This is a genomic window from Parasphingorhabdus sp., assembly GCF_036963805.1.
GTDB lineage: Bacteria > Pseudomonadota > Alphaproteobacteria > Sphingomonadales > Sphingomonadaceae > Parasphingorhabdus.
Genome location: NZ_JBALUN010000002.1, coordinates 140,365 through 167,301 on the forward strand (window position 1 = coordinate 140,365; position 26,937 = coordinate 167,301).

At 54.0% G+C, this 26,937-nt stretch carries 25 protein-coding genes; 12 read left to right on the plus strand and 13 right to left on the minus strand.

Annotated elements, in window-relative coordinates; translation table 11 throughout:
• Positions 1 to 231 (plus strand): hypothetical protein, encoded by a 231-nt coding sequence (locus V7676_RS07405; RefSeq protein WP_335659051.1) that lies wholly within the window; start codon positions 1 to 3, stop codon positions 229 to 231.
• Between the two features lie 146 nt (positions 232 to 377).
• Here the strand turns inward: V7676_RS07405 and V7676_RS07410 are convergent, their stop codons facing one another.
• Together V7676_RS07410 and V7676_RS07415 are read right to left on the minus strand one after the other, a co-directional pair.
• Complete coding sequence (locus V7676_RS07410) at positions 378 to 776, minus strand: ArsR/SmtB family transcription factor (protein ID WP_335659052.1); 399 nt, start codon at positions 774 to 776, stop codon at positions 378 to 380.
• Positions 773 to 1,405: a peroxiredoxin gene (locus tag V7676_RS07415; protein ID WP_335659053.1), complete on the minus strand. Its 633-nt coding sequence runs from the start codon at positions 1,403 to 1,405 to the stop codon at positions 773 to 775. Before V7676_RS07415 ends, V7676_RS07410 begins: the two co-directional genes overlap by 4 nt.
• A 100-nt stretch (positions 1,406 to 1,505) precedes the next feature.
• On the opposite strand from V7676_RS07415, the gene V7676_RS07420 reads away from it, so the two are divergent.
• The 5 genes from V7676_RS07420 to V7676_RS07440 are packed head-to-tail and all read left to right on the plus strand — an operon-like array spanning position 1,506 to position 6,395.
• Positions 1,506 to 2,423 (plus strand): MBL fold metallo-hydrolase, encoded by a 918-nt coding sequence (locus V7676_RS07420; RefSeq protein ID WP_335659054.1) that lies wholly within the window; start codon positions 1,506 to 1,508, stop codon positions 2,421 to 2,423.
• On the plus strand, positions 2,423 to 2,863 hold the full coding sequence (locus V7676_RS07425) for a YeeE/YedE family protein (protein ID WP_335659055.1): 441 nt from the start codon (positions 2,423 to 2,425) through the stop codon (positions 2,861 to 2,863). The genes V7676_RS07420 and V7676_RS07425 overlap by 1 nt, the downstream gene beginning before the upstream one ends.
• Positions 2,860 to 3,267, plus strand: a complete 408-nt coding sequence (locus tag V7676_RS07430) for a DUF6691 family protein (RefSeq protein WP_335659056.1) — start codon at positions 2,860 to 2,862, stop codon at positions 3,265 to 3,267. Before V7676_RS07425 ends, V7676_RS07430 begins: the two co-directional genes overlap by 4 nt.
• A gap of 31 nt (positions 3,268 to 3,298) precedes the next feature.
• Positions 3,299 to 4,618, plus strand: a complete 1,320-nt coding sequence (locus tag V7676_RS07435; RefSeq protein ID WP_335659057.1) for an NAD(P)/FAD-dependent oxidoreductase — start codon at positions 3,299 to 3,301, stop codon at positions 4,616 to 4,618.
• 7 nt (positions 4,619 to 4,625) lie between these two features.
• Positions 4,626 to 6,395, plus strand: a complete 1,770-nt coding sequence (locus tag V7676_RS07440; RefSeq protein WP_335659058.1) for a SulP family inorganic anion transporter — start codon at positions 4,626 to 4,628, stop codon at positions 6,393 to 6,395.
• A 34-nt stretch (positions 6,396 to 6,429) separates the two neighbouring features.
• Here V7676_RS07440 and V7676_RS07445 read toward each other — a convergent pair whose 3' ends face one another.
• Positions 6,430 to 7,344 (minus strand): prephenate dehydratase, encoded by a 915-nt coding sequence (locus V7676_RS07445; protein WP_335659059.1) that lies wholly within the window; start codon positions 7,342 to 7,344, stop codon positions 6,430 to 6,432.
• 221 nt (positions 7,345 to 7,565) lie between these two features.
• On the opposite strand from V7676_RS07445, the gene V7676_RS07450 reads away from it, so the two are divergent.
• Positions 7,566 to 8,210 (plus strand): c-type cytochrome, encoded by a 645-nt coding sequence (locus V7676_RS07450; RefSeq protein ID WP_335659060.1) that lies wholly within the window; start codon positions 7,566 to 7,568, stop codon positions 8,208 to 8,210.
• 12 nt (positions 8,211 to 8,222) lie between these two features.
• Here the strand turns inward: V7676_RS07450 and V7676_RS07455 are convergent, their stop codons facing one another.
• Entirely contained in the window at positions 8,223 to 9,092 is an 870-nt protein-coding gene (locus tag V7676_RS07455) for a TIGR00730 family Rossman fold protein (RefSeq protein ID WP_335659061.1), read from the minus strand.
• Positions 9,093 to 9,168: 76 nt separating this feature from the next.
• Positions 9,169 to 9,834, minus strand: a complete 666-nt coding sequence (locus V7676_RS07460; RefSeq protein ID WP_335659062.1) for an extensin-like domain-containing protein — start codon at positions 9,832 to 9,834, stop codon at positions 9,169 to 9,171.
• A gap of 245 nt (positions 9,835 to 10,079) precedes the next feature.
• Here V7676_RS07460 and V7676_RS07465 point away from each other — a divergent pair, with 245 nt between their 5' ends.
• The 3 genes from V7676_RS07465 (at position 10,080) to V7676_RS07475 (ending at position 14,135) form a co-directional block, all read left to right on the plus strand.
• On the plus strand, positions 10,080 to 11,249 hold the full coding sequence (locus tag V7676_RS07465) for a phosphoserine transaminase (RefSeq protein WP_335659063.1): 1,170 nt from the start codon (positions 10,080 to 10,082) through the stop codon (positions 11,247 to 11,249).
• A gap of 111 nt (positions 11,250 to 11,360) precedes the next feature.
• Positions 11,361 to 12,944 (plus strand): phosphoglycerate dehydrogenase, encoded by a 1,584-nt coding sequence (gene serA, locus V7676_RS07470; RefSeq protein WP_335659064.1) that lies wholly within the window; start codon positions 11,361 to 11,363, stop codon positions 12,942 to 12,944.
• Between the two features lie 75 nt (positions 12,945 to 13,019).
• Positions 13,020 to 14,135, plus strand: coding sequence for an ATP phosphoribosyltransferase regulatory subunit (locus tag V7676_RS07475; RefSeq protein WP_335659065.1), 1,116 nt, complete (start codon positions 13,020 to 13,022; stop codon positions 14,133 to 14,135).
• A 19-nt stretch (positions 14,136 to 14,154) separates the two neighbouring features.
• Here V7676_RS07475 and V7676_RS07480 read toward each other — a convergent pair whose 3' ends face one another.
• Positions 14,155 to 15,189, minus strand: coding sequence for an alpha/beta hydrolase (locus V7676_RS07480; RefSeq protein WP_335659066.1), 1,035 nt, complete (start codon positions 15,187 to 15,189; stop codon positions 14,155 to 14,157).
• Between the two features lie 157 nt (positions 15,190 to 15,346).
• Between V7676_RS07480 and V7676_RS07485 the strand changes: the two genes are divergently transcribed.
• Positions 15,347 to 16,636: an adenylosuccinate synthase gene (locus V7676_RS07485; protein ID WP_335659538.1), complete on the plus strand. Its 1,290-nt coding sequence runs from the start codon at positions 15,347 to 15,349 to the stop codon at positions 16,634 to 16,636.
• A 9-nt stretch (positions 16,637 to 16,645) separates the two neighbouring features.
• Here the strand turns inward: V7676_RS07485 and V7676_RS07490 are convergent, their stop codons facing one another.
• Positions 16,646 to 18,067 carry a helix-turn-helix domain-containing protein gene (locus tag V7676_RS07490; protein WP_335659067.1) on the minus strand — a complete coding sequence of 474 codons (1,422 nt, stop codon included), beginning with the start codon at positions 18,065 to 18,067 and terminating at the stop codon, positions 16,646 to 16,648.
• Between the two features lie 194 nt (positions 18,068 to 18,261).
• Here V7676_RS07490 and V7676_RS07495 point away from each other — a divergent pair, with 194 nt between their 5' ends.
• Complete coding sequence (locus tag V7676_RS07495; protein ID WP_335659068.1) at positions 18,262 to 19,854, plus strand: isocitrate lyase; 1,593 nt, start codon at positions 18,262 to 18,264, stop codon at positions 19,852 to 19,854.
• 99 nt (positions 19,855 to 19,953) lie between these two features.
• On the opposite strand, the gene V7676_RS07500 is transcribed toward V7676_RS07495, so the two are convergent.
• From V7676_RS07500 to V7676_RS07525, 6 genes are all read right to left on the minus strand, one after another.
• Positions 19,954 to 20,115 (minus strand): DUF1328 domain-containing protein, encoded by a 162-nt coding sequence (locus V7676_RS07500; protein ID WP_335659069.1) that lies wholly within the window; start codon positions 20,113 to 20,115, stop codon positions 19,954 to 19,956.
• Positions 20,116 to 20,269: 154 nt separating this feature from the next.
• Entirely contained in the window at positions 20,270 to 20,584 is a 315-nt protein-coding gene (locus V7676_RS07505) for a hypothetical protein (protein WP_335659070.1), read from the minus strand.
• A gap of 131 nt (positions 20,585 to 20,715) precedes the next feature.
• Positions 20,716 to 20,988, minus strand: a complete 273-nt coding sequence (locus V7676_RS07510) for a hypothetical protein (protein ID WP_335659071.1) — start codon at positions 20,986 to 20,988, stop codon at positions 20,716 to 20,718.
• A gap of 220 nt (positions 20,989 to 21,208) precedes the next feature.
• Positions 21,209 to 24,559, minus strand: a complete 3,351-nt coding sequence (locus V7676_RS07515) for an error-prone DNA polymerase (protein ID WP_335659072.1) — start codon at positions 24,557 to 24,559, stop codon at positions 21,209 to 21,211.
• Positions 24,556 to 26,109, minus strand: a complete 1,554-nt coding sequence (locus V7676_RS07520; RefSeq protein WP_335659073.1) for a Y-family DNA polymerase — start codon at positions 26,107 to 26,109, stop codon at positions 24,556 to 24,558. Before V7676_RS07520 ends, V7676_RS07515 begins: the two co-directional genes overlap by 4 nt.
• Positions 26,012 to 26,818: an ImuA family protein gene (locus V7676_RS07525; RefSeq protein ID WP_335659074.1), complete on the minus strand. Its 807-nt coding sequence runs from the start codon at positions 26,816 to 26,818 to the stop codon at positions 26,012 to 26,014. Before V7676_RS07525 ends, V7676_RS07520 begins: the two co-directional genes overlap by 98 nt.
• Between the last annotated feature and the right edge of the window lie 119 nt (positions 26,819 to 26,937).

Genomic DNA, 26,937 nt, shown 5'->3' on the forward strand with positions numbered 1-26,937 from the left:
ATGCACCTGAAGTCAGAAATTTGCCGCGCTCAAGAAGCACTCCAGCTCGATCTTGCCACCAATGATCCGTTAGAAAGCCGCCGAAAAATAGCGGCGGCGGCAGCAAAGGCATGGGGACTGGAAGCTATAAATGCTGAAAAGCGGGAAGCTGGCCATCTCGACCCACTCGATCAACTCGATGCCGATATAACAAACGAATTCGCCGAAGAGGCAGAAGCCGAGAGACATTAATATGCCGGTCAGATTACAAATTGCTTATGGGTTGATTATAGTGATGGTCGCGGCGATTAGTTTCGGCATATATTACTACTGCAAGAAGCATAAGGACAGGCATGGCGGCTGGTGATCACTACGCGCGCTGATAGCGGAATCGCCTGTTAGAGAATTTTCGCAAATCCGGCAGCGCCAACAGGCACAGGTTTTCTTGTCGTAGCTGATGGGGTAGGCGCCGCAACGGCAAGAAGCTGCTCCGAGTCAGGCACATCCTTCAACAGCGCCTCCATTGACTTGACGCATAGCCGTGCCGCATCATCGGCCAGATCATACCAGATTTGCTTCCCGTCGCGGCGGGTTTTTACAATATCGGCGCGCCTGAGGGCCGCTAATTGCTGGCTGAGCGCCGGTTGTCCAATGCCTGTCGCTTCATCAATATCACTGACAACGCTTTCTCCGCAAAGCAGGAATGATAATATCATCAGCCGTTGTGGCTGCGCATAGACTTTCAGTTTGTCGGCAGCGCTATCCGCGAGTTCGCGGCTTTCAAAAAATGCGGTCATGTGGGATCAATCTGTTTGCAGAACCAGTCTTCTCCAGCTTCGACGCCCAACGCCGCACTGGGTGAGGGGGCCAGAAGGCTATCCCCTGGCTGCCAGCCTTCCGGTGCGAATGCTTTGCCGGTATCGACCGTTTGCAGGGCCGCAAGAAGGCGGATCATTTCGTCCACCGAACGCCCGACATTATGGGGATAGCAGGTGGTGGCCCGGATAATTCCCTCGGGATCAATGAAATAGCAGGTTCGCATAGCGGTAGAATTGACCGCATCTTCGTCGATCATGCCAAAGGCTTTTCCCACTGCCATGCTGGGATCCTCAACGACCGGAAAGCTAATCTGGACGTTGAGCTGCGTCTGGATGGCGCGGATCCATGCAAAATGCGCATAAAGACTGTCTACGGACAAGCCGAGCAGGGCGCAGTCCATTTTCTCGAACGCGTCTGCTTTGCGCGCCAAAGCGACAAATTCGGTTGTGCATACCGGTGTGAAATCAGCGGGATGGGAAAAGAAGATCAACCACTTTCCGCGATAACCTGACAGTTTGATCGGGCCTTGCGTCGTGCGTGCCTCAAAATCCGGTGCATGGTCGCCTATCCGTAACATCCCTGATTTTATCGGCGCATCGTCTAACATTAAACATGTCTCCTAACCGAAATTGGCATTGTAACGACATTGACGCAACACATATAGTGTATTACATAATTATTGTAAATATGAAGATGAGGAATTTTCTATGACCGATTCGGTACTGATGCATGCAGCAGCTCAAGTTGCTGACGCACAGCGTAAGAGCCCCGTTATCAAGGCTTTCTTTGATAAAGATACATTTACCGTCACTTATGTTGTGCGCGATCCAGAGACTAAAAGCGCGGCCATTGTGGACAGTGTTTGTAATTTTGATCCTGCATCGGGGCGCACGACTTATGATTCGGCGGATGCTGTGATTGCTTATGTTCAGGACCATGATCTGGAAGTCGAATGGCTGCTGGAGACCCATGCCCATGCAGATCACCTGTCAGCGGCGCCCTATTTGCAAGAAAAGCTGGGCGGTAAGATCGCCATTGGTGAGCATATAGTCACCGTGCAAAATGTGTTCGGAGAATTATTCCATGTCGGACCTGAATTTCAGCGGGATGGATCGGATTTTGATCATTTATTTGCTGACGGCGATACCTTTAAAATTGGTAATATTGATGTGACGGTCATGCACGTCCCCGGCCATACGCCTGCATGTCTCGCTTATGTGGTGGGCGATGCAGTGTTTGTCGGTGATACGATGTTCATGCCGGACTATGGCTCCGCACGGGCGGACTTTCCCGGCGGCGATGCCCGCCAGCTATTCCGTTCACTGCGACGGATTTTGGAACTTCCGGCAACGACCCGCCTGTTCATGTGCCACGACTATTTGCCTGAAGGTCGCGATAAATATATCTGGGAAACGACGGTCGAGGCGGAGCGAAAGCATAATATTCACGCGCATGACGGAATTACGGAAGATGAATTTGTCACCATGCGGGAAGCACGCGACAAGACATTGGATATGCCGCGCCTCATTCTCCCATCGGTTCAAATCAATATGCGGGCAGGGCATTTGCCACCGGCAGAAGAAAATGGCGTACAATATCTCAAACTGCCGTTGAATGCAGTGTGATGTTGCAAGCATTTCCGGACGCTATGCCGGTCGAAGGTTTGATCGGCGGCTTGATGATCGGTGTAGCAGCTGCGATCATGCTGCTCGGGCTTGGCCGGATTGCCGGTGTTAGCGGATTGGCGGCGCGTGCCACGGGCATAGCTGATGGCGGCGCTCCGCGCGGGGTGGCTGTTGCATTTGTCATCGGTCTGCCGCTCGGCGCAGCCATTATGGCAGTGATTGTCGGAGGTGTTGAAACAAACTTCCCGTCCACGCTGCTACCTCTTGCCATTGGCGGACTTCTGGTCGGTTATGGAACACGTCTTGGTTCCGGTTGTACCAGTGGACACGGCGTTTGCGGCATGTCCAGATTGTCGCCGCGCTCGTTAATCGCAACTGCAATTTTCATATCGAGTGGCATTGTCACTGTAGCGTTAATGCGCGTCGGAGGTTTGTTATGATACGCGGCCTTGTTGCCCTGTTCGCCGGTGCCTTATTCGGCGCGGGGCTCGCTCTGTCTGGAATGGCTGACCCTCAGCGTGTGCGCGGGTTTTTGGATATGTTTGGCTATTGGGATCCGACATTAGCCTTTGTCATGGGCGGTGCGATCATCCCTATGGCAATAGCGTGGATCATACAGCGCAGACTGGATAAGCCCTTTGCCGATGCTCATTTTTCCTTGCCGGGTACCAGCCGCATTGATGCGAAGCTGGCTGGCGGTGCTGTCATATTTGGCATTGGTTGGGGGATAAGCGGGCTTTGTCCCGGTCCGGCATTTGCTGATTTGGCGATTAACCCGCTACCTGCCTTCGCCTTCATCATAGCTATGTTGGCCGGAATGATGTTCCACCGTTTAACGACATAGACCGGCAAATCACGGACAGGAAGGACGTTCCATGACTGACTCGCCCAAGATCACAAAATTAAGTGAAACTATCAGCGTGTTTCCGCAAATTCATACTGAAGACATCCCGTCTTCTGCCAGCAGCCGTTATAATATCGTTGTGGTTGGCGGCGGTTCCGCAGGAATTGCCACTGCCGCGAGTATGTTGAAGCGGAACAGGAATATCTCGCTCGCGATTGTTGATCCTTCCGATAACCATTATTATCAACCAGGTTGGACAATGGTCGGCGGCGGCATATTTTCTCCCGAAGTGACGCGGCGCAAGGAAAAAGACCTTATCCCGCACGGTGCGCTATGGATACAGTCATCAGTTTCCTCTTTTAATCCGGAAAGCAACTCGATCCTAACGTCAGACGGGCAAGAAATTACCTATGATGTGCTGATTGTCTGCCCGGGAATCAAGCTGAACTGGTCCGCGATCGACGGCCTTCCCGAAGCATTGGGAAAAAATGGTGTGACGTCCAATTATAGCTATGATTTTGCGCCTTATACTTGCCGCCTTGTCAACGAGATGACTAGCGGAAGAGCGCTGTTCACACAGCCACCCATGCCGATAAAATGTGCCGGTGCGCCGCAAAAAGCCATGTATCTTTCGTGCACCAAATGGGAAAGAGCAGGGGTGTTGAATAATATCGATGTGCAATTCCATAATAATGGCGCGGTATTATTCGGCGTAAGCGAATATATGCCCGCACTGATGCAATATATTGAGCGCTATAATGCACATCTCAATTTTACTTCCAATCTCGTCGCGGTTGACGGGGAGCGTAAGGTTGCGACTTTTGAGCAAAAAGATGGCGACAGCACAAAACGGGTCGAGGTCGAATTTGACATGATCCATGTCGTGCCGCCGCAGAGCGCGCCTGATTTCGTAAGCACTAGTCCTTTGGCAGCAGAAAACGGCTTTGTTGACGTTGACCCAGCGACCTTGCAGCATGTGAAATATGAAAATATATTCTCGCTCGGCGATGCGTGCAGTGCGCCCAATGCCAAGACAATGGCTGCGGTCCGCAAACAGGCGCCGATTGTGGCTGTGAATGCGCTTGCGGCACTGGAGGGTAAGTCGCCGGTTGCGGATTACGATGGCTATGGCAGTTGCCCGCTCACGGTCGAGCGCGGCAAAGTCGTGCTGGCTGAATTTGGCTATGGCGGGAAGCTTCTTCCAAGCTTTCCGACGTGGTTGATTGACGGAACCAAGCCATCGCGCCTGTCTTGGTTATTGAAAGACACGATTCTTCCGCCCGTCTATTGGCATGGTATGCTAAAAGGGCGGGAATGGATGGTGAAGCCCCACCTGATCGGTGCGGATTAAACCGGCTATGAAAATTTCCCGCTATTTCCCTATATTGGAATGGGGCCGCGAATATAACAGCAAGACGCTAACCAATGATGGTGTCGCGGCGATCATCGTTACGATCATGCTCATTCCGCAAAGTCTTGCCTATGCGATGCTTGCAGGCTTGCCGCCGGAAATTGGGTTATATGCCTCTATCCTGCCGCTTATTGCTTATGCGGTATTCGGCACAAGTCGGACCTTGGCTGTAGGACCAGTCGCCGTGGTATCGCTTATGACCCTGACGGCCGCCAGTGCGATCGCGGCTCCGGGCAGCGCCGAATTTATTTCCGCGGCGTTGATCTTGGCACTATTATCGGGGCTATTCCTTTTGTTAATGGGCGTTTTGCGGCTCGGTTTTCTCGCCAATCTGCTGTCTCATCCCGTGGTGTCAGGCTTCATAACGGCCAGCGGGATCATCATCGCCACCAGCCAGTTAAAGTCTATATTTGGTATAAAGGCCAGCGGTGCGGCTATGCCGGAGCTTATCACCAGCCTGCTTGCGACCATCGACACTATTAATATGCCGACCCTGATTATTGGCGTCACAGCCACCGCTTTTCTATTCTGGGTCCGCAAGGGTTTAAAACCACTTTTGGTGCGTTTCGGATTACCGGCGCGCCCAGCGGAGTTAATCGCCAAGGCCGGTCCCATTGGGGCGGTTGCCGTGTCCACCATTGCCACCATCATGCTGGGTTTGGAAGCCAAAGGCGTCAAAACGGTCGGCTCCATTCCGCAGAGCCTGCCACCTTTTTCGGTACCGCTCATCGATTTGGAACTATGGCAGACATTGGCCGTACCCGCGTTGCTCCTTAGCATTATCGGTTTTGTTGAATCGGTTTCAGTGGGGCAGACATTGGCGGCGAAGAGACGCCAGCGGATCGATCCCGATCAAGAGCTTATCGGGCTGGGTGCTTCCAACCTTGCCGCTGCTTTCTCAGGCGGATATCCCGTTACCGGCGGATTTGCGCGTTCGGTGGTGAATTTTGACGCGGGCGCGGAAACCCCTGCCGCAGGCGCGTTCACCGCCGTTGGCATTGCGATAGCGGCGCTGTTTTTGACGCCGTTGCTAGCATCGCTTCCCATTGCGACCTTGGCCGCGACGATCATTGTGGCCGTGCTCAGTCTAGTCGATCTAAAAACACCGCGCGAGATATGGCGCTATTCCAAGCCGGATTTCGCGGCGATGGCGGCAACCATTGCTATCACGTCGCTGGCGGGCGTGGAACCGGGCGTTATTTCCGGCGTTGGTCTCAGCCTCGCTTTGTTTCTGTGGCGTAGTTCACGGCCACACGCCGCCATTGTCGGACGTGTGCCAGAGACGGAGCATTTTCGTAATATTCATCGGCATAAGGTGTTTACCGATCCGCGTATCCTGACCATCCGGATTGACGAGAGTCTGACCTATTTGAACGCTCGCTGGCTAGAAGAATTTGTGCTCGAACAGGTTGCGGAACAGCAGTCTGTCCGGCACGTTATCTTAATGTGTTCCGCCGTCAATGCTATTGATGCGTCCGCGCTGGAAAGCATCGAAGCGGTTAATCACCGTCTGCATGATGCGAATATCAGTCTGCACCTTTCGGAAGTGAAGGGGCCCGTCATGGATGCGCTGAAACGGTCGCATTTTCTTGATGAGCTCTCAGGACAGGTCCATCTGTCCCAGAATACCGCCTATTCGAAACTCATACTGTTGAGCGATCGTGACGATGCCTTGGAGGAAAATCCCGACCTTTGGAAAGCCCGAGGGCTGATTTGATGCAAGACGATCTTGCGATCACGGCTGCGTAATTTTATTGCGCGCCGACCGTGCGCGGCCTTGCTTGCTTATAGGTGCCGAGCAGGCGGACATCGTTGCAGTGAAAGCGTAATTCTTCCAACGCCCGGTCCACCGCCGGATCACCCGGTGCGCCTTCGATATCAGCATAGAATTTAGAAGCTGAAAAGCTACTGCCTTCCTGATAGCTTTCCAATTTGGTCATATTGACGCCGTTGGTCGCGAAGCCGCCCATCGCCTTGTAAAGCGCTGCAGGGACGTTTTTCACTTCAAAGATCAAGGTGGTCATGGCGCAAAACTCATCAGCGCCATTGGCATCCGGTATCGTCGCTTCGGGTGCGAGCAGGACGAAACGCGTCATATTATGATCTGCATCCTCAATCGCATTGGCGACCGGTTGCAGCCCGTAAATTTCTGCGGCCAGCTGTGGTGCGATGGCCGCCGCATGGGGGTCATCATGCTGTGCGACATAGGCTGCTGCTGCGGCTGTGTCGGCATAGGCAACCGGAATAATATCATTAGCCCGCAGATAATGGCGGCACTGGCCCAGCGCTTGGGGATGGCTCATTGCTGTTTTAATTTCTGCGTCGGCAGTTTTAGCCATCAGGCAATGGCGGATTCGCATGAAATGCTCGGCAACAATATGCAGGCCCGATTCGGGTAGCAGGAAATGAATATCGGCAACCCGCCCATGCAGGCTGTTTTCGATAGGGATGATAGCCGATCCCGCCGTGCCTTGCTTTACTGCATCAAGCGCATCTTCGAAAGAGAAACAGGGCAAGGGCAGACAATATGGTGCATATTCCAAGGCTGCGATATGGGAATTGGCGCCGGGTGCGCCCTGAAACGCTATCGCCTGAGCGGGGGCTTCAGCGGCGGTTTCCGCCATTTTTTTTACCATTCCCATGGCGTTTCGCGGAAAGCTGTCCATGATGTTGTCGAATCCTTACTTTATGCGCCCGCCCTTTGATGGCCGCGATTGCCGCACAAACGGCGGCTGTGCAAGACCTGATCGTATATCGCAAAATAACGGCAATAATATTACTGCCCCACAGTCAATTGAGGCCTTGCTTTGAACGGGGACCCTTATTAGAGAAAGCTCCAAAGTTCCGGCAGGCTGTTCCTGCCCGTAATTTGGGGATTTAAGACAAGATGGACAATAACAACACCATTGCTGGCTGGGTTCTGGCTGGCGGCATCGCGGCACTCGGCTTTTCGATCATCAGTGGAAAATATTTCCACGCTGATAAACATGAACGCCCTGAGACGATGGGATTTGTTATTGAGGGTGTTGAATCCTCCGAAGGTGCGGACAGTGGTCCGGCGCTCGAAACATTGCTCGCAAGCGCTGATGTCGCGGCTGGCGAAAAAATATTTGGCAAATGTGCCGCCTGCCATACGGTTAATCAGGGCGGTGCCAACGGTATTGGTCCGAACTTATGGGGAGCCTTGGGCAAACCGCATGGCCATGTCGCCGGTTTCGCTTATTCCGACGCACTAAAAGCTGTTCCGGGAAACTGGGACTGGGCGGGAATGGACGCATGGCTGACCAGCCCGCGTAAATATGCGTCTGGCACAAAAATGACCTTCGCCGGTCTGGGCAAACCAGAAGACCGCGCGAATTTGATCGCTTATTTGAACACGCAGGGTTCAAACCTGCCGCTCCCCGCCGTGCCAGAGCCGGCAGCAGCCGAAGCTGTTGAGGGCGAAGCACCTGCCGAAGCTGAAGCAGATGCAGCAGCCGAACAGGTTGCGGACGAAACAGTAGAAGCAGATAAAGCCGCCGATTCAGAATAAACTGATTATCGGTTAGCCGCAGTCAAGGCCGTAGAAGTCCTGGATAATCTTCCAGGCTTCGTCGGCGGTCTCGACAAACTGGAATAGATCGAGATCCTTGGCGCTGATGGTGCCTTCTTCCGCTAAGGCCTCAAAATTAATTACGCGGTTCCAGAAGTCCTTGCCGAATAATATGATCGGTAATGGCTCCATCTTGCCGGTCTGAACCAGCGTTATCAGTTCAAAAAATTCATCAAATGTTCCGAATCCACCGGGGAAAACGGCAACAGCGCGCGCGCGGAGTAGGAAGTGCATCTTGCGCAGCGCGAAATAATGAAACTGAAAGCTCAGCGATGGCGTCACATATTCATTGGGCGCTTGTTCATGCGGCAATACGATGTTGAGGCCGATTGATTCCTTGCCTGCATCGCTGGCTCCGCGATTGGCCGCTTCCATAATTGAAGGACCGCCGCCGGAGCAAACGACAAAGTCCCGCTTTCCATTTTCTGCGATTCCGCAGGCGCTGGCGAGATATCCCAATCTTCGAGCCTCGTCATAATATTTTGATTTTTCTTTCAGCCGCTGGGCTGTCTTTAAAGAAGCGTCATCAGTTGCCGCCGCAATCAGTGCATCAGCCTTGCTAGGCTCTGGTATGCGCGCTGAGCCATACATTACCAATGTCGAACCAATGCCGGCCTCGTCGAGCAGCATTTCCGGTTTGAGAAGTTCGAGTTGAAACCGGACCGGGCGCAATTCTTCGCGGAGCAGGAATTCTTTATCCTGAAATGCGAGGGTATAAGCAGGGTCTTCGGTTTGCGGTGTGCTGAGAGCTTGCTTCTTGGCAAAATCAGCTTCCTGTTTCGCAGGGTAGAAGCGGCCATCATGTAAATCTTTATTTGTCATATGTTTATCCTAGAGCACAGGAATGTGACTTGCCAATGCACTTAACGATGTGACCCTAATATTTCGTATGTTTCGTTCAGCGACAATAGCCGTTGCCACTCATGTCAAAATGGAAATGGTTGTAGTGATCGGCATTATAGTCTGGACCTAAAACCGTGCCGAATCTCCGACAGGCGCTTTGATGAATGGCGCGTAAAAACTGCATTTCTTGTCGCCCGCTATTCCAGTTTTTTGTCACCGAGATGTGCCGACCATCGGCCAAGACAAAGCCGGATACATCGATGGCATTGGCTCGACTATGTTCGGACAGACGCCCGGAACCTGCAATGTTGCGACAGCTATAGCTGCCCATCGTCTCGATCCGCACCAATTCGCTTCTCAAATATTGGCGTGCGGCCCGTTTGACGGCATATTCGGTCCATGCCGCAAATTTATTCGCTAAGGCGCATTTTACCGGACCAAGATTTGTTACATCGGTGCCGCGACCCACATCCAACATTTTAATTGCATCTATCTGGTTACATCCGCCGCTGAAATTCTGATTGGGTAAGGGGGAAAACTCGACACCGGCGCGGCGCATCTCGCTAAAACATTGTTTGGCATTGGGGCTAGGGTCAATTTTCCCGCTACCAGTTGACGGTCGCTTCCCGCCGGAGATGCCGCATGCGCTGAGCGCCAGTGACAAGATGCCTAGCAGGATGAAATTTCGCACGAGTGGTGTTTTTTCAATTAATAAATTCATAGCATGCGCTTGACAGAGTTTTCCTAAATTTCACCTGAAGAATATAGACAATAGCCTTTTTTGCGTCAGGTTGGACAATCTTTGCGACAAGCTGTTTATCATGTTTTTTCAAAAACTAGCGGGTCCTTTTTGTTTTTTGGGAGACCAATATATTTGGCGCTTGACTTGGTGCGTTCCAACATACATTGCGGCGCCGGGCCACGCGGTCCCAACGCCGCGCGAGCTCTCTGTAAGGAGAAGCGTACATGACTGATACTACTGTTCCGCAACCTACGTTGCGTCCTAATTGCCCGAATTTTTCTTCGGGCCCAACAGCCAAATTTCCTGGCTGGTCTCTCGATAAAATCAATACTGTGGCCATGGGCCGCTCCCACCGTTCTGCTACGGGTAAGGCACGGCTGAAATATGCTATTGACCTTAGTCGTGAGCTGCTCGGTATCCCCGATGATTATTTAATTGGTATTGTTCCCGGCTCCGATACCGGCGCGGTTGAATTGGCCATGTGGAATATGCTTGGCGCCCGTCCGGTTACCGTTGCTGCTTGGGAAAGCTTCGGTAATGTCTGGATTCAGGATGCTGTAAAGCAGCTTAAGCCTGCAAATTTGTCCGTTCTTGAAGCCGATTATGGCGAAATTCCTGATCTGACACAGATCGATAAGGGTGATGATATTGTCTTTACCTGGAACGGCACGACATCAGGCGCAAGAATTCCTAATACCGACTGGATTGCCGCTGACCGCGATGGCGTGACCATCAACGATGCGACTAGCGCTGTATTTGCGCAGGCAATGGATTGGTCAAAGCTCGACGCGACAACATTTAGCTGGCAGAAAGTCATGGGATCGGAAGCTGCTCACGGCATGCTGATCCTCAGCCCGCGCGCTGTCGAACGGATCGAAAGCTATAGCCCCAGCTGGCCGCTGCCTAAGATATTCCGCGTGAAAAAGGGTGATAAACTCAACCTAGCGATTTTCGAAGGTGCGACGATCAACACGCCGTCGTTGCTGGCAACGGAAGATTATATCGCGGCGCTCGAATGGGCAAAATCCATTGGCGGCTCGAAAGAGTTGCTCGCACGGGCAGACCGTAATGCCAAGATCGTCCATGACTGGATTGAAGCGACGCCTTGGATGCGCAATATGGTTGGCGATCCTGCAAAATGGACCAATACCGGCGTCTGCATGATGTTTCAGGGCGATTGGTATGAAGGCCTTGATGCAGAGCAACAGGCTTCCGTGCCCAAGAAAATTGCTGGCATGCTCGAAAAGATGGACGTTGCTTATGATTTCAACGGCTATCGCGATGCTCCGCCATCTTTGCGGATCTGGTGCGGTTCGACCGTAGAAGAAGAAGATGTTCGCCGCCTGCTGCCCTGGATTGAATGGGCTTTTGCGCAGGTTAAAGCCGAGATTTAAACAGTTACGCCCCTGCTGCGGCAGGGGCGCATCTCCCGCATCATGAAAATCGAATATCGGGAGATTGTTCCTCGCTGAGGCGGGGAAACATGCTCAATAAGGATATTGAAAATGCCAAAAGTATTAATTTCCGACAAAATGGACCCTAAAGCCGCCGAAATTTTCCGCGAGCGCGGTGTCGAAGTGGACGAAATCACTGGACAGACACCCGAAGAATTGATGAAAATTATCGGTGAATATGACGGCCTTGCGATCCGTTCATCGACCACGGTTACCCCTGAAATATTGGCGGCCGCAACCAATTTGAAAGTCGTTGGCCGCGCCGGTATCGGTGTGGATAATGTCGATATTCCGGCTGCTTCTGCCAAAGGCGTAGTGGTCATGAATACCCCGTTTGGTAACAGCATTACAACCGCAGAACACGCCATTGCGCTAATGTTCGCGCTAGCCCGTCAGCTTCCTTCTGCCGATGCCTCCACACAGGCCGGCAAATGGGAAAAATCCAAATTCATGGGCGTCGAGCTGACCAGCAAGACACTGGGTTTAATTGGTGCGGGTAATATTGGTTCGATTGTGGCCGAACGCGCGATTGGCTTGCGGATGAAGGTTGTCGCTTATGACCCGTTCCTGACCGCTGAGCGCGCGATTGAAATGGGCGTGGAAAAAGTGACACTGGACGAGCTGCTCGAACGCGCTGATTTCATCACCATGCATACGCCGCTGACCGATCAGACACGCAATATCTTATCGGCAGAAGCGATCGCGAAAACCAAACCCGGCGTGCGAATCATCAACTGTGCACGCGGCGGATTAATTGACGAAGTCGCTTTGAAAGAGGCTTTGGAATCCGGTCAAGTGGCAGGCGCAGCTCTTGATGTTTATGCGCAAGAACCAGCCAAGGAAAATGCGCTTTTCGGAACGCCCAACCTGATCTGCACCCCGCATCTGGGCGCTTCAACTGGCGAAGCACAGGTTAATGTTGCCATTCAGGTGGCCGAGCAAATGGCCGATTATCTTGTCAACGGCGGCGTCAGCAACGCGCTGAACATGCCGAGCCTGTCGGCAGAGCAAGCACCGAAACTGCGCCCCTATATGGCGTTGGCGACGCAGCTTGGTTCTTTGGTGGGTCAGCTTGCCGGCGACGAAATTAAGGGCGTTGCGGTAGAGGTTGAAGGCGCTGCGGCAGAGCTTGATCCTAAACCGATTACCGCTGCTGTGCTGGCCGGATTAATGGGTGTTTATAGCGATACCGTGAACATGGTGAACGCGCCTTATCTGGCAAAAGAACGCGGTCTTGATGTCCGTGAAATACGCCATGACCGCGAAGGCGATTATCACACATTGGTCCGCGTATCCGTGACTACCGACGAAGGGGAGAAATCCGTAGCCGGTACGTTGTTCGGTTCTTCCGGTCCGCGTCTGGTGGAAATGTTCGGTATCAAGGTTGAGGCCGATCTCGAAGGCGACATGCTTTATATCGTCAATCAGGATCAGCCTGGATTTATCGGCCGTGTCGGTTCTACATTGGGTGAAGCTGGCGTTAATATCGGGACGTTCCATCTTGGCCGCCGCGCCGATGCACCGGGCGGAGAGGCTGTATTGCTGCTCTCGATCGATTCGCCGGTCGAAGAACCTGTATTATGGGACGTGTGTAAGCTTGAAGGCGTGAAAACCGTGAAAGCTCTGCGCTTCTAAACGACGACCAAAAAAGCGGTGGCCTCAGCGCGTGCTTAGGCTATTGAGGCGAAAGTCTAAGGGAGGCGAAAGTCTATGCAAAAGCTGTCCAACTTGCTGCCTGAAGGCTTTCATGATTCCTTGCCGCCTTATGCCGAGGCGGGGTCACGGCTGGAGCGCGACGTACTCGATACGCTCGCTAGCCATGGTTATGCGCGGGTGTCACCGCCTTTGGTTGAATATGAAGATGTCGTCACCGGCCGGATGAACGGATCGGCAAAAAGCGATTTAATGCGCTTTGTCGATCCGATTTCACAACGGACATTGGCGCTGCGCCCCGATGTTACCATGCAAATCGGACGGATCGCCTCCACTAGCCTGTCGGAAGCCACGCGGCCTTTGCGCCTCAGCTATTCGGGGCAGGTTTTGAAATTGCGTTCCGGCCAATTGCATCCCGAACGCAGCCGCTTGCAAATTGGCGCAGAGTTGATCGGCACCGACAGTGTTGCGGCGGCGAGTGAGATTGTGGCGGTCGCGATAGAAGCATTGGGCAGGGCGGGTGTGACTGGTATTACCGTCGATTTCACATTGCCGGACTTGATCAACATTTTGGCAGCAGGGCCATTGCCGCTGAATGAAGCCCAGATTGCGGAAGTCCGTAACGAGCTGGACATGAAGGACGCTGGCGGATTGGCAGCCATGGGCGCAACCGGATATCTGCCGCTCATTGAAGCAACCGGTCCGTTTGACGAAGCCATGAAGCGGTTGCGGGAATTTGACAGCGAGAATTTGTTGACCTCCCGTCTCGACGGCATCGCCAAGATCGCTGAAAGCATTAACGGTCAGGCCAATTTGACTCTTGATCCGACCGAACGCCATGGCTTTGAATATCAAAGCTGGTTAGGTTTCACGCTTTATGCAGATGGTTTTATCGGGGCCTTGGGTCGTGGCGGAAGTTACGAGATTGCATCCTCCCATGATGTCCCGGAAACAGCCGTCGGATTTTCGCTCTATCCCAGTCCGCTAATACAAGCCGGATTGGGCGCAAAGCCAAAGCCTACGGTTTTCTTGCCAATGGATTCCGCAACCGAAGCGGGTGAGAAATTGCGCGCGGACGGATGGCGGACCGTTGCCGCCTTATCCAAAAAGGATGATGCGAAGGCGCTGGGTTGCTCCCATATCTGGGCCGATGGTGAAGCCAAGCCGCTTTAAATATTAGCGGCTCTAGATATTAGCGGAGTTGCTCCGCCAGCCAAGAATCGACAATGGTCGTGGCCGGATAGTCGGCCTTGCCCAGATTGTGGTTTATCTCCCTATGGCCAGTCATGCCTTTCCCCGATATGGCCCGAACAGCTACTGACGTGCCGTTTTTTAAGAGATTTTCTGCTAGTTTGTCAGACTGTTGTTTCGCATCCTTACGATCAATATGCAGGATCATGAAGGCGGCCGCATTGGGCGTTGCCGCATGATAGGTCGGTGACAATGATTTTTGCCGTTGAGCGTCGCTGCCGAAAGCTTGCTTATAGGTGCTTTGCATGATCCGGTTGCCTGTGACCAATTGCGTCGGCACGTCATAGGCTGCGCCATCAAGCAATATAACTCCGCGCAATGCTGCCGGATTTACGCCTGCTTTGCGGAAATAGGATAGGTCCGTTGCGGTCAATGCCGCGAGATGTGCACCGGCACTATGGCCCATTAGAAAGATATGTCTGGGACCACTACCCAGTTTTTGCATCCTATCTTGCAAGGCAGCGGTAGCAGCGGCAATATCGGCGGCCTGATCTTCCACCGTGGATTGCGGAACCAGCCTGTAATTTATGGTAGCAAAAGCAAAGCCTTCGGACAGATAATGTGAGACTTTATCTGAACCGGTTGCATTGTCCATATCGCCCCTTTTCCAGCCGCCGCCATGGATGAAAATGATCAGCGGTGCATCTGCTTTTGCTGCACGATAGAAACGCAGTTTTTGAAGCGGGTCTGCGCCATAAGATATAAGCTCTCCATTGGCGGCAACATCGGATATGGTGTCTTCTTTGGCCTGGTTGCGACCAGCCCGTTCTCTGATATTTTCGCGTAACTGCGTTGTGCAATTATCTGACAGTTGGTCCCGCTTCTCTTTAATACAGGCGCGGATGGCGTCGCGGTTCATGCCGCACATGGAGACGATTTCTTGTCGGCAACTGCGATCCAGCCGGGCCTGTGCTGCGACCGAAATCATTGACGCGAGCGCTATACTAGCGGCCGAAAAGACTAGATATTTGCGCATATCGGCTCCTTCAAATCTGTCATTTGTGACCGCAGATTATGATCGGAAAACGCATCTCACAAGGGGAGAAATTGTCGCAAATTGTATCGCTGGACGAATCCTGTTTGCGCGACTAGGCAGTGCTCGTTTGATAATAGACTATTTGAAAGGCGAAACCTTGGCCAATGTAACTGTGATCGGTGCCCAGTGGGGCGATGAAGGTAAAGGCAAAATTGTCGATTGGCTGTCGGAACGCGCCGATGTCGTCGTCCGTTTTCAGGGTGGTCATAATGCCGGTCATACATTGGTTGTTGATGGGGAGGTTTATAAGCTGTCCTTGCTGCCTTCCGGTATTGTGCGCGGCGCATTGTCGATCATCGGCAATGGCGTTGTGCTTGATCCTTGGCATCTGCGCGAAGAAATTGCAAAGCTGAGCAAGCAAGGCGTCACCATCAATGCGGATAATTTTGGCATTGCCGAAACATGCCCATTGATTTTGCCTATTCACCGCGACCTTGACGCGCTGCGTGAAGATGCCAGCGGCGAGGGCAAGATTGGCACGACCCGGCGTGGCATCGGTCCTGCTTATGAAGATAAAGTAGGCCGCCGCGCCATCCGGGTTTGTGATTTGGCCCATCTCGATGATCTGGGACCACAATTGGACCGGCTATGCGCACACCATGATGCGCTGCGCGCCGGTTTCGGTGAAGCGCCGGTCGATCGGGAGCGTTTGCTTGCGGACCTGCGCGAGATTGCGGATTCTGTCCTGCAATATGCGCAGCCTGTGTGGAAGCGTTTAAACGAAGCGCGCAAGCGGGGTGACCGTATCCTGTTCGAAGGCGCGCAGGGCGTGTTGCTTGATGTCGATCACGGCACCTATCCGTTTGTGACCAGTTCCAACACTATTTCGGGAACAGCCGCCGGTGGTTCCGGCATCGGTCCTTCTGGGACCGGTTATGTTTTGGGGATTGTCAAAGCCTATACGACACGCGTGGGTTCGGGGCCGTTTCCGACCGAGCTGAGCGATGAAGTCGGTCAGCGTCTGGGCGAACGCGGCCATGAATTTGGCACTGTGACCGGTCGGCAACGGCGTTGCGGTTGGTTTGATGCCGTGCTGGTGCGTCAGGCCTTGGCGGTATCCGGTGTTGCTGGAATTGCACTGACCAAGCTGGATGTACTCGATGGCTTTGAAGAACTGAAAATCTGTGTCGGCTATGACCTGAACGGCGTGACCTATGATTATCTGCCGCCGCATCATCAGGATCAGGAAGCGGTGAAGCCGATATATGAAAGCATGCCCGGTTGGAGCGAATCGACCGCAGGCGCGCGCAGTTGGGCCGATCTTCCTGCTCAGGCGATCAAATATATCAAACGCGTAGAAGAGCTGATCCAATGCCCCGTGGCGTTGGTGTCAACCAGCCCTGAACGCGAAGATACGATTTTGGTTACGGATCCGTTCGCGGATTAATCCAGCCGCTCAGCTATGCGAAAATCCAAAGGGCGTATTGGATTGGCGATTATCGTCCGATAATATCTGGCGGCCTATAGGCGGCGCGGATCGCGCTCTGCAGTCAGTGCGGTGGCATAGGCGGCAGGTGACACCTATGGGTGTGGCTTTTTCGGGGCTAATATCCGGCCGCTCGCGTGTGTAGATCAGGCGAGCGGCATGTTCCTCTGCGCAGCCCAGAGCAATCGCGCGCTCGACACGCTGTGTGCCGAATTCTCCGCCCCCTGCCGTCACGGTTCGGGCGATGGAGAAGAAGCGCTCTCCATCCGGTAATTCCAGCCATTGGGTGATAACTTCGCGCGGCGTCCGGAAAGCTTGATGTACCGACCATAAGGGACAGGCACCGCCATGACGCGCAAAGGGAAATCCAGCGCCGTCGAGCCGTTTGGAAACATTGCCTGCCGGGTCCACGCGAATGAAGAAAAACGGCACCCGTTCTTGCCCCGCTTTTTGAAGCGTGGTGAGGCGGTGGGCGGTTTGTTCGAAACTGGTGCCGAACTGGCGCGACAGTGCTTCGACATCATAATGGCGCGTTTCCACGGCTTTTGCGAAAGCCGAATAGGGCATGAGCAAGGCCGCTGCTGCATAGCTGGTGAGGGCACGGCGGGTCAGCCGTTCGCCGCTTTCGGTGGTGAAGCTGCCGTCTTTCAGCACTGCATTAATTTCGTCATTCAGTTCCAGATAGGAAAGTTGCAGTGCCAATTGGAACATTTGACTAGCATGGTCCAACTGGTCGTCCAGCAATATCTGGCGGCGGTGGCGGTCGAGCCGGCGGGTCGCGCCCATCATCACGTCAGAAGGCAGGCGGCGGACCTGCAGGCCGTGCTTGTCTTGTAAATGCGCGATCATGCTTTGTTGGCCCTTGATCGTTTCAGCGAGGCGCTCTGCAGCATCATCAATATTGGAAAAGCTATTGCGGCGCGCGGCGAGAAACCGGCGGGCCTGTGCGACCGGATCGGCGGCGTCGGGATTGCCGCTGCCCGTGTCTCCGTGCTGGCCGGTATCTTTGTCGGCCAGCGCCAATTGTTCCTCGCGATAGGCGGTGTAGAGGCGCAGCATCGCCTCGGTAAAGCCAGGATAGCTGGTTGCTACATCCGCTGTGTCGAATTGTGGAAAGTCGATATCCGCAAACATCGGATCTTTCAGCACTGATTCTAACCGCGCAGTATATTCTTCGCCGCCATCACCGGCCAGTTCGGCCATATCAATTTTATAGGTGCGCGCGAGACGCAGCAGCATATCGGCTGTAAAAGGCCGCTGATTGCGCTCTAGAAGGGCGACATAAGAGGCCGATATTTCGAGATCAGCCGCCATATCTGCCTGCGTCAGGCCAAGGTCGCGGCGCAGCCTTTTGAGGCGGGGCCCCATATATACGGGGCGTTCACTCGACATTTCGGAACTTTAGCATCTGGCGACTCTCATTGTTTGTCATATCCTTACAACTATACACGAAATATTTGTAAAGCGTTACAGTTAAACTTCGCAGCGCTTCGGTCGGGGCCGTTTGCGGCCTATGCAAGGGCATGAGTTTCAAAGTTGATTCGCTGAAACAAGCCTAAATACAGACAAATTAAAGGAACATGACAATGTCATATCAAGATCATATCAATCAGACGAACGCGCTGATCCAAAAGCAAAACGGAACATGGGACGGCATTGACGCCGAAGCCGTTGCCCGGATGCGTTTGCAAAACCGTTTCCATACCGGCCTTGAAATTGCCAAATATACCGCTGCTATCATGCGCGAAGATATGGCTGCTTATGATGCTGATTCAGCCAACTACACGCAGTCTTTGGGTTGCTGGCACGGATTTATCGGCCAGCAGAAGATGATCTCGATCAAAAAGCATTTCGGTAGCACGAAACGCCGTTATCTCTATCTGTCAGGCTGGATGGTTGCTGCTCTGCGTTCTGACTTCGGTCCATTGCCGGATCAGTCCATGCATGAAAAAACATCCGTGCCCGCGCTGATCGAAGAACTATATACGTTCTTGCGTCAGGCCGATGCCCGTGAACTAGGCGGCTTATTCCGCGATATTGATGCGGCCCGCGAAGCTGGTGACATGGTCACTGAAAAGCGGTTGATGAATGAAGTTGAAAATCACCAGACCCATGTTGTTCCGATTATCGCTGATATCGACGCTGGCTTTGGTAATGCAGAAGCAACTTATTTGCTCGCCAAGAAGATGATCGAAGCGGGTGCCTGCGCCCTGCAAATCGAAAACCAGGTTTCTGACGAAAAGCAATGTGGTCACCAGGATGGCAAAGTTACCGTGCCGCATGAAGACTTCCTCGCGAAGGTTCGCGCATGTCGTTATGCGTTTCTGGAACTGGGCGTTGAAGACGGCATCATTGTTACTCGTACCGACTCTTTGGGCGCTGGCCTCACCAAGCAGATTGCGGTGAGCAATGAGCCGGGTGATCTTGGTGACAAATATAACAGCTTTCTGGATTGCGAAGAAATTGATCCGGCAACAGCGCGCAATGGCGATGTCATATTGAACCGCGATGGCAAAATGATGCGTCCCAAACGTCTGCCAAGCAATCTCTTCCAGTTCCGCGCAGGAACCGGTGAAGATCGCTGTGTTCTCGATTGCATTACATCCTTGCAACATGGCGCCGATCTTTTGTGGATCGAAACCGAAAAACCACATGTTGAGCAAATCGCCAGCATGGTTGACCGGATCCGTGAAGTCATGCCGAATGCGAAGCTGGTTTATAACAACTCGCCGTCATTCAACTGGACGCTGAACTTCCGTCAGCAGGTTTATGATGCGTGGGCAGCAGAAGGCAAAGACGTTTCTGCTTATGACCGTGCAGGCCTAATGAGCGTGGAATATGATGCGACTGAATTGGCGGTTGATGCGGATGAACGTATCCGGACGTTTCAGGCTGATGGCGCGAAACGGGCTGGTATCTTCCACCACCTGATCACGTTGCCAACCTATCACACGGCGGCTCTATCGACCGATAATCTTGCCAAGGAATATTTCGGTGAACAAGGCATGTTGGGTTATGTTCTCAACGTCCAGCGTCAGGAAATTCGCCAAGGCATTGCCTGCGTAAAGCACCAGAATATGGCTGGTTCCGACATTGGTGATGACCATAAAGAATATTTTGCTGGCGACGCAGCCTTGAAAGCTGGCGGCGGCGACAATACGATGAACCAGTTTGGCTAATCGTTAGATTACAGACGAAATGAAAAGCGGCCCGGGGATCAAATCCCGGGCCGTTTTTGTGGCTTATTGGTTTAGATATCTGCTTTCATACCCGTATGGCTAAACTCTGGTGTTAACGCCAACCAGATGCAGAACGAGCAAAATTACAAAAATAACTGCGGCACCATAGGCCAAATACATAGCAAAACCGGCAACTCCGCCTAAGCCGAGTGCGGCAGCGATTATCGCAATAACAAGAAATATGATCGCATATCGTAACATAGAGTCTCTCCGTAACCGTTGTTGATATAGTAATAACTTATCAACGCGTTTTAGGTTCCCATCAGATTTTTTATGCAGAATTATCGTTTCATTTTTGAGGAATAGGCCAAAGCAAGTGACGTGAAAGGACGCCCACGGAGCTTGATTGTCAGGCTTATTCCGACGTTGTTTCATTTCCGGTTGCATCGGGCGTTTCGTTATTTTCGTCCATCATGCTTTTTTCGCCGGTTGGCGGGCGAGCTTTGTCGGTTTCCGGTCCGATTTCATCGGAGGAAATTGCTCCGCCTTCAAGGCCGCCTTCAGTTGGCAAAGCTTCATCCATTGGTCCAGTTTCAAGCGGATTTTCAACCAGTTCGCCTTCCGTTTCCATGGTATCGGCGGTTGGGTCTTCCGCTGGCGGAGTATCGCAAGCGGCGAGGGCAAATATCGCGGGTGTCAAAACCAATGCTGGTTTGAATAGATTTTTCATGAGCTATCTTCCTTTGTGAGAAATAGGTGGCGGCCAACCGAGCAGTTAAGGGAAAGGGGGCTCAGGTTGGCCGCGCACGTTAGCCGGACCCCTAGGTACAGCTACGGCTGGATAGGCCGTTCATGCATTACTTATTTGGGATCGGGCGCGCCGTCACCATCCTGGTCAAAAGCATCGGGTGCACCATCGGCATCGGTATCCCAGCTATCCGGTTTACCATCGCCGCGTTGGTCCCAGGCATCCATGGTGCCATCGCCATCAGTATCGATAGTCGCAGGCGCTGCTTCTGGGGCGGGCGCCGTTTCTGTTGCTTCTTCTTCAGGACTTGCATCCTGTGCAAAACTAGGGGCTGCAATTAACGTTGCAGCACCAAAGGCAGTTATAATCATGGGTAGTTTTTTCATCTTACTCAACTCCATTATTAACCCCCTGCCTGATTAAAAGATGGAGGTTATTGGGCAACATTCCAGAATTAAGCGGCAAGCGGAATAAGCCTTGCGGCCAATTGAAAAGCAACGGAAATTCATCTGAGGTTAGAGGCAGCTTATCGGATTCGCGTATTTAGCGCTTTGGTATTTAACGAGTACGACAGCGGTTTTTTGCCGCTCATTTTACTGTTTTCGCTTAATGGAAATCACGCGATTTTGGCAATATCCTGACATTGCGCGGATGGCCGCCCCGGTTAAATTTAATAGGCGGATATTTAACCGGTGCCTCTCCGGTTCCCGGTTCATGGCGTTCTGCTTGCCGGTCCTCTTTTTCATATTTGGGGCGACGGACTTCATCACCATAGGCTAGGTCTATGGGTGTCTCTTCGCGAATGGCGATATTATCGAGCATATGGGTGCAATCCTCGACCCGGCTGACCATCAAATGGGTCACGCCTTCCTTACTATGCTGGATTGCGCCAGAGGCCAGCATCAGCCGCGCCGCCATGACCGGTCGGCGCATGGCTTCAAACCGGCTGGCCCATAGCAACAGGTTGGATATGCCGGTCTCATCCTCCAGTGTGATGAAAATCGCATTGCCCTTGCCGGGCCGCTGGCGGATCAGGACGACGCCAGCCACGCGGGCGAAACTTCCGTTTTTGGCTTTGGCTATATCGGCGCAGCTCAGCACGTTCATGGCCCGGAACCGGTCGCGCAGAAATTCCATTGGATGGCCTTTGAGGGATAGTCTGATGCTCTGATAATCGGTGACGACATGTTCGCTTGGGGTCATGATGGGCAGGTGGGCGTCTTCTTCCTCGGCTTGCTCTCTGGCCTGTGCGGCTTCGAACAAGGGCAGGACATTAGACGGCGTGCGCCGCACCTCCCAAAGCGCCTGCCGCCGGTCGAGGCCGATGGAACGGCAGGCATCGGCATCGGCAAGCAAGCGCAAGGCGCGGGCAGGGAGATTGGCCTGATGGGCCAGTTGCTCAATGGACCGGAAGGGGCGGGCTGCAGCCATGAACTCTGCCCACTCTTCACGGAAGCCATCAATTTGGCGCAAACCAATGCGCAGGGCGTGTGGATGATCGCCGCTTGCCACATCCTCCAGACTATTATCCCATTCACTGTGATTGATATCGACACCGCTTACTTCCACCCCATGTTCACGGGCATCGCGGACAATCTGGGCGGGGGCATAAAATCCCATCGGCTGGGAATTGAGTAAGGCGGCGGCAAAGACCGCCGGATGATGGCATTTAATCCATGAGCTGATGTACACCAATATGGCGAAGGACTGGGCATGGCTTTCGGGGAAACCATAGCTGCCAAATCCCTGTATCTGTTTATAGCAGCGCTCGGCAAATTCGCGTTCATAGCCGCGGGCCACCATGCCTTCGACCATCTTCTGTTCAAAATGGTGGATCGTCCCGACATTGCGAAAAGTCGCCATGGCGCGGCGCAGCTTGTTCGCATCAATGGGAGAAAAATCCGCTGCAACAATCGCCAGCTTCATCGCCTGTTCCTGAAACAGGGGGATGCCGCAGGTCTTGCCGAGCACCGATTGCAGTTCATCAGGATCATGCGGCGGCTGGGGAGAGGGAAGCGTAATCGGTTCGACGCCCGATCGCCGGCGCAAATAGGGATGGACCATATCGCCCTCAATCGGGCCGGGCCGGACAATGGCCACCTGAATAACCAGATCATAAAATTTGCGCGGACGCAGGCGCGGCAACATGTTGATCTGCGCGCGGCTTTCGACCTGAAACACACCGATGCTATCGCCCTTGCACAGCATATCATAGGTTGCAGAATCTTCTGACGGTACGGTGGCGAGCGCATAATCGCCAAGGCCGTGATCGCGCATCAGGTCAAAGGATTTGCGGATACAACTCAACATGCCGAGTGCCAATATATCGACCTTCATCAGGCCGAGAGCATCAATATCATCCTTGTCCCACTCGATAAACGTGCGGTCCTCCATTGCGGCATTATGGATAGGTACGGTTTCATCAAGCCGGTCCTGAGTAAGGACAAAACCGCCGACATGCTGGGACAAATGCCGAGGGAATTGCAGGATGTCACGGACAAGGTCGCCGAGCCGCATGATGTCAGGACTATCGGGATCGAGGCCGGTTTCCTTGAACCGGCTATCGGGGGTCTTGCTGGAATAGCTGCCCCACACGGTACTCGACAGCCGCGCGGTTATATCTTCGGACAGGCCCAATGCCTTGCCCACTTCGCGGATCGCGCTGCGGGAGCGGTAGTGGATGACCGTCGCGGCAATACCGGCGCGGTGGCGGCCATAGCGGTTGTAAATATATTGGATCACCTCTTCGCGGCGCTCATGTTCAAAATCGACATCAATATCGGGCGGTTCCTTGCGTTCCTCCGATATGAAGCGTGAAAACAGCAGATCATGTTTCATCGGATCAACCGAGGTGACGCCGAGCAGGAAACAGACAGCGCTATTGGCCGCAGACCCGCGGCCCTGACATAATATGCCTTGGGACCGCGCATATTTCACAATGTCGTGCACAGTCAGGAAATAGGGGGCATATTCCATCTTCTCGATCAGGCGCAGTTCCTCTTCGACCTTTGACCGGAGCATGTCTGGAATGCCGTCAGGATGTTGTTCCTGCGCTGCGCTCCAGCTGAGATGTTCCAGCCAGTCCTGCGGCGTCCAGCCCTTGGGTACCGGCTCATCGGGATAATGATAGCTGAGCTCATCCAGTGTGAAATTAATGCATTCCAGTAGTTTTTGGGTTTCAGTTATCGCTTTCGGACAGTCGGCAAAGAGTCTCGCCATTTCTTGCGGGCTTTTCAGGTGCCGTTCGGCATTGGCGGTGAGCAGGCGGCCCGCTTTGACGATGGTTGTTTTTTCCGCGATGCAGGTGATAATGTCATGGAGCGGGCGTTGTTGCGGCGTTGCATAAAGCGGGTCATTGGTGGCGAGCAACGGGATGCCGGTGGCTTGCGAAAGTGCTTGCAGCTCGCTTAACCGGCGCTTGTCGCATCCCGCGCGCGGCATGGTCGCCCCGATCCACAGGTGCGGGATGCGCGCGCGCAGGTGCGACCAGAAATCTTTTGCTTCCGGATCATCCGGTTTTACCTGTTTGGGGAAGGCTATGAGCGCCATCTCACCCACCCACTCAAACAGGTCCGCTTCATATAAAAAACAGTCGCCTTTTTCGGCGCGTAAATTGCCGGTGGAGAGCAGCCGTGTCAGCCGACCCCAGCCGGTGCGGGTCATCGGATAAGCGATGATATCCGGTGTTTCATCGGCAAAGACCAGCCGCGCACCGACGATTAGTTTGAAATCAGGTAGGGTGAGGCCTTCCTCCGCAGCTTCTTGATAAGCCGTTCGCAGGGCCGCATGGGCGCGGACGACGCCGGCGACGCTGTTCCTGTCGGCAATCCCCATGCCGGTCATATCAAGCAGCATTGCCTGTGTAACCATAGCGGCAGGCGAGGAGGCCCCGCGCAAGAAACTATAATGGCTGGCGGCACAAAGCTCGGCAAAGAGTGGTTTGGACGGGCCAGTCACGCGAACAGGCCGTGGATATACCAGTCCGGATTGGTTTTTTCCATTCCATAAAGGCCGTGCCGGAACAGCCAGTATCGCCGCCCGCGAATATCCTCGACGCGGTAATAGTCACGGGTCAGTCCGCCTTTTCCGGCCTGTTGGCCATCGCGCCTTTGCCACCATTCCGATGCGATGCGTTCCGGCCCTTCATAGCGGCTGACCCGGTGGGTTTTGCGCCGCCATGTAAAGCGATAGGGCGGGCCATCGGGCACTTCGGCGAGCACCTTTATGTGTTGCGGCGGATCAAACATATGCAAGGGCCGCATCGGCGGCTCTCCCGCCTTGGGCATGTCCCACGCCTTGGGCGGGCCGCTATCCAAAGCGGGTAGGGCGAGCAGGCCCTGTTCGGGAATATGGCTGTCCGCGGGCATGAAATGCTGCACCTGTGCGCGTCCGAGCCGAACACTGAGCTGGCTGACCAATGCGGCCTGATTGCCCTGCTTGTCTTCCCCGCCTTCCAGTCGATATTGTTCGATCTCCAAAGCATCCGTGGCGACAATGGATAGTCGGATCAGATCATAACCAAAGCCGGGGTTCAGCGGATCATTCAGCGCCTCTATCCGTTCCTTGAGCAGACGTTTGAACAAAGCGGCATCACGGGTCGCGGGCGCGGTTTCGATCGCCAGCCGCGCTATATTTCCGTCACAGCGGAACAGCATCATGCGGATCATGCGTGCGCCTTGGCCGCGTTCTTCAAGTTGGCGGGCCGCTTCGACAAAAAGCTCTTCCAGACAGCTTATGGCGAAATCAATATGGGTGAGCGGTTCGGCAAAACGGCGTTCGGTGGTGACATTGGCGAGCTTGCGGATCGGGTCGATCGGGCGGTCTTCCACCCCCATGATCCGGTCGAGCCGCACGGCCAGCAACAATCCGAACCGCGTGACCAGAGCAGCGCGTGGCCGTTCGGCCAGATCACCGATATGATAAAGCCCCGCCCGTTCCAGCGCGCGGTGGGTTTTGTCATCCATCGCAAGGGCAGAGATAGGTAGCTGCGCCTCCGCGCCTTCCCGTAAGCCATGATGGGCCAGCGCGATGGCTGCGTCGGGCGTTCCGGCCAAAGCCCATGACAGGCTATATCCAGTTTGATCAAACCGGTCTTCTGCATCTTCGGCTAGTGCGTTTTCAGAAGCGAAGAAATGGGTGCAGCCGCTAATGTCGAGGAGCAATGTGTTGGGCGGGCAGGCCGACACCATCGGGGTGTAGCGCAAACAGGCATCGGCCAATTGGTTGAGCAAAGCAGCATCGGCCAGCATATCATGATCGAAAACCTTCAGATCAGGCACGCGTGCCCGTGCATCGGCCAGCTTCATGCCGGGACCAAGGCCCAGATGCGCCGCCTCCCGGTCCACCGCCATTAACACCATCGCCCCCTTTACCTTTTCGATCAGGGCAAAAGGCGCGGTCAGCGGCGCGTCAGGCGCGTGCGCGTATTTTTTCGCGATCCGTTCTGATTCCAGATAGGGCAGGAACAACGCTAGTATCCGGCGCTTCCTGAAAGCTTCTTGTTTCACGGTTCCACTCCAAACGGGCGTTCAGGCCATCCAATCCGCCGCGATGGCGCATTAATATAATGTCAAAAACAGGATGGCCGACCGCATTGGCCGCAAGCGCTTTTGACGGAGCGGCGGCGACCTGCCAGCGGCTATAGGCGGCGCTGGGCATAGGGGCGGCCTTGCTGCGGAGCATGAAGGCCGTCACGCCGGATTTTTTTGCAGACAGCGACAGGCGCCGCGTCGCGGTTAGGTCAAGCCCTTTGGGGTTCTTACCCGCCAGTTCGACAATCACTGCCCCTATGGGCGCGCAGCGTACCGCATCAGCGGCGGCGCGCAGCACAGCGATGCTATCGGCGGCATCAATGTATAATATATGATCGGGATTAATCCCCAATTCGACCAGACCGGGCGGGTAAAGCCGTCCCTGTCGCCGCGCCTCCCCACAATCCCGCACCCATGCAATGGGCTGCTCCGGCGTGTCTGCTGCCATTCGCGCGCGCGCGGCCAAGAGCAGGGTTAGCGCGGCGGCGCTGCTGCTGTCTTCAGGTTCGGCCGTATGGATTTCATGAAGCTGCGCCAGTGGCAGGCCGGGATTATATGTCTCTCCGCATAGCGCGGCATCAATGGCTGTATCACCGAAAGTGAAATGCTTGGCCGTCCCATTGGCCAACATGCGCGACTTTTCCGCGCCAAATTTCTCCAATATGTTCGAATCGATAATGTTCATGATTTGTTCTAAAATAGAGAAGATTGAAAACAGGTCAAGGAGAAGGGCGCTGTGGGCCTGTGATTTTACATGACTAGTCCCCGTCACATTTTTGATGCATGTGTTGCTCCGGCCTTGTT

Bases quoted from the DNA above. Each gene is read 5' to 3' on its own strand.
- V7676_RS07430 (WP_335659056.1), top strand. From the start codon at position 2,860: ATGATACGCGGCCTTGTTGCCCTGTTCGCCGGTGCCTTATTCGGCGCG.
- V7676_RS07465 (WP_335659063.1), top strand. From the start codon at position 10,080: ATGACTGATACTACTGTTCCGCAACCTACGTTGCGTCCTAATTGCCCG.
- V7676_RS07445 (WP_335659059.1), bottom strand. From the start codon at position 7,344: ATGGACAGCTTTCCGCGAAACGCCATGGGAATGGTAAAAAAAATGGCG.
- V7676_RS07510 (WP_335659071.1), bottom strand. From the start codon at position 20,988: ATGAAAAAACTACCCATGATTATAACTGCCTTTGGTGCTGCAACGTTA.
- V7676_RS07440 (WP_335659058.1), top strand. From the start codon at position 4,626: ATGAAAATTTCCCGCTATTTCCCTATATTGGAATGGGGCCGCGAATAT.
- V7676_RS07495 (WP_335659068.1), top strand. From the start codon at position 18,262: ATGTCATATCAAGATCATATCAATCAGACGAACGCGCTGATCCAAAAG.
- V7676_RS07505 (WP_335659070.1), bottom strand. From the start codon at position 20,584: ATGAAAAATCTATTCAAACCAGCATTGGTTTTGACACCCGCGATATTT.
- V7676_RS07435 (WP_335659057.1), top strand. From the start codon at position 3,299: ATGACTGACTCGCCCAAGATCACAAAATTAAGTGAAACTATCAGCGTG.
- V7676_RS07405 (WP_335659051.1), top strand. From the start codon at position 1: ATGCACCTGAAGTCAGAAATTTGCCGCGCTCAAGAAGCACTCCAGCTC.
- V7676_RS07415 (WP_335659053.1), bottom strand. From the start codon at position 1,405: ATGTTAGACGATGCGCCGATAAAATCAGGGATGTTACGGATAGGCGAC.
- V7676_RS07475 (WP_335659065.1), top strand. From the start codon at position 13,020: ATGCAAAAGCTGTCCAACTTGCTGCCTGAAGGCTTTCATGATTCCTTG.
- V7676_RS07455 (WP_335659061.1), bottom strand. From the start codon at position 9,092: ATGACAAATAAAGATTTACATGATGGCCGCTTCTACCCTGCGAAACAG.
- V7676_RS07490 (WP_335659067.1), bottom strand. From the start codon at position 18,067: ATGTCGAGTGAACGCCCCGTATATATGGGGCCCCGCCTCAAAAGGCTG.
- V7676_RS07480 (WP_335659066.1), bottom strand. From the start codon at position 15,189: ATGCGCAAATATCTAGTCTTTTCGGCCGCTAGTATAGCGCTCGCGTCA.
- serA (WP_335659064.1), top strand. From the start codon at position 11,361: ATGCCAAAAGTATTAATTTCCGACAAAATGGACCCTAAAGCCGCCGAA.
- V7676_RS07410 (WP_335659052.1), bottom strand. From the start codon at position 776: ATGACCGCATTTTTTGAAAGCCGCGAACTCGCGGATAGCGCTGCCGAC.
- V7676_RS07460 (WP_335659062.1), bottom strand. From the start codon at position 9,834: ATGAATTTATTAATTGAAAAAACACCACTCGTGCGAAATTTCATCCTG.
- V7676_RS07500 (WP_335659069.1), bottom strand. From the start codon at position 20,115: ATGTTACGATATGCGATCATATTTCTTGTTATTGCGATAATCGCTGCC.
- V7676_RS07525 (WP_335659074.1), bottom strand. From the start codon at position 26,818: ATGAACATTATCGATTCGAACATATTGGAGAAATTTGGCGCGGAAAAG.
- V7676_RS07420 (WP_335659054.1), top strand. From the start codon at position 1,506: ATGACCGATTCGGTACTGATGCATGCAGCAGCTCAAGTTGCTGACGCA.
- V7676_RS07425 (WP_335659055.1), top strand. From the start codon at position 2,423: ATGTTGCAAGCATTTCCGGACGCTATGCCGGTCGAAGGTTTGATCGGC.
- V7676_RS07450 (WP_335659060.1), top strand. From the start codon at position 7,566: ATGGACAATAACAACACCATTGCTGGCTGGGTTCTGGCTGGCGGCATC.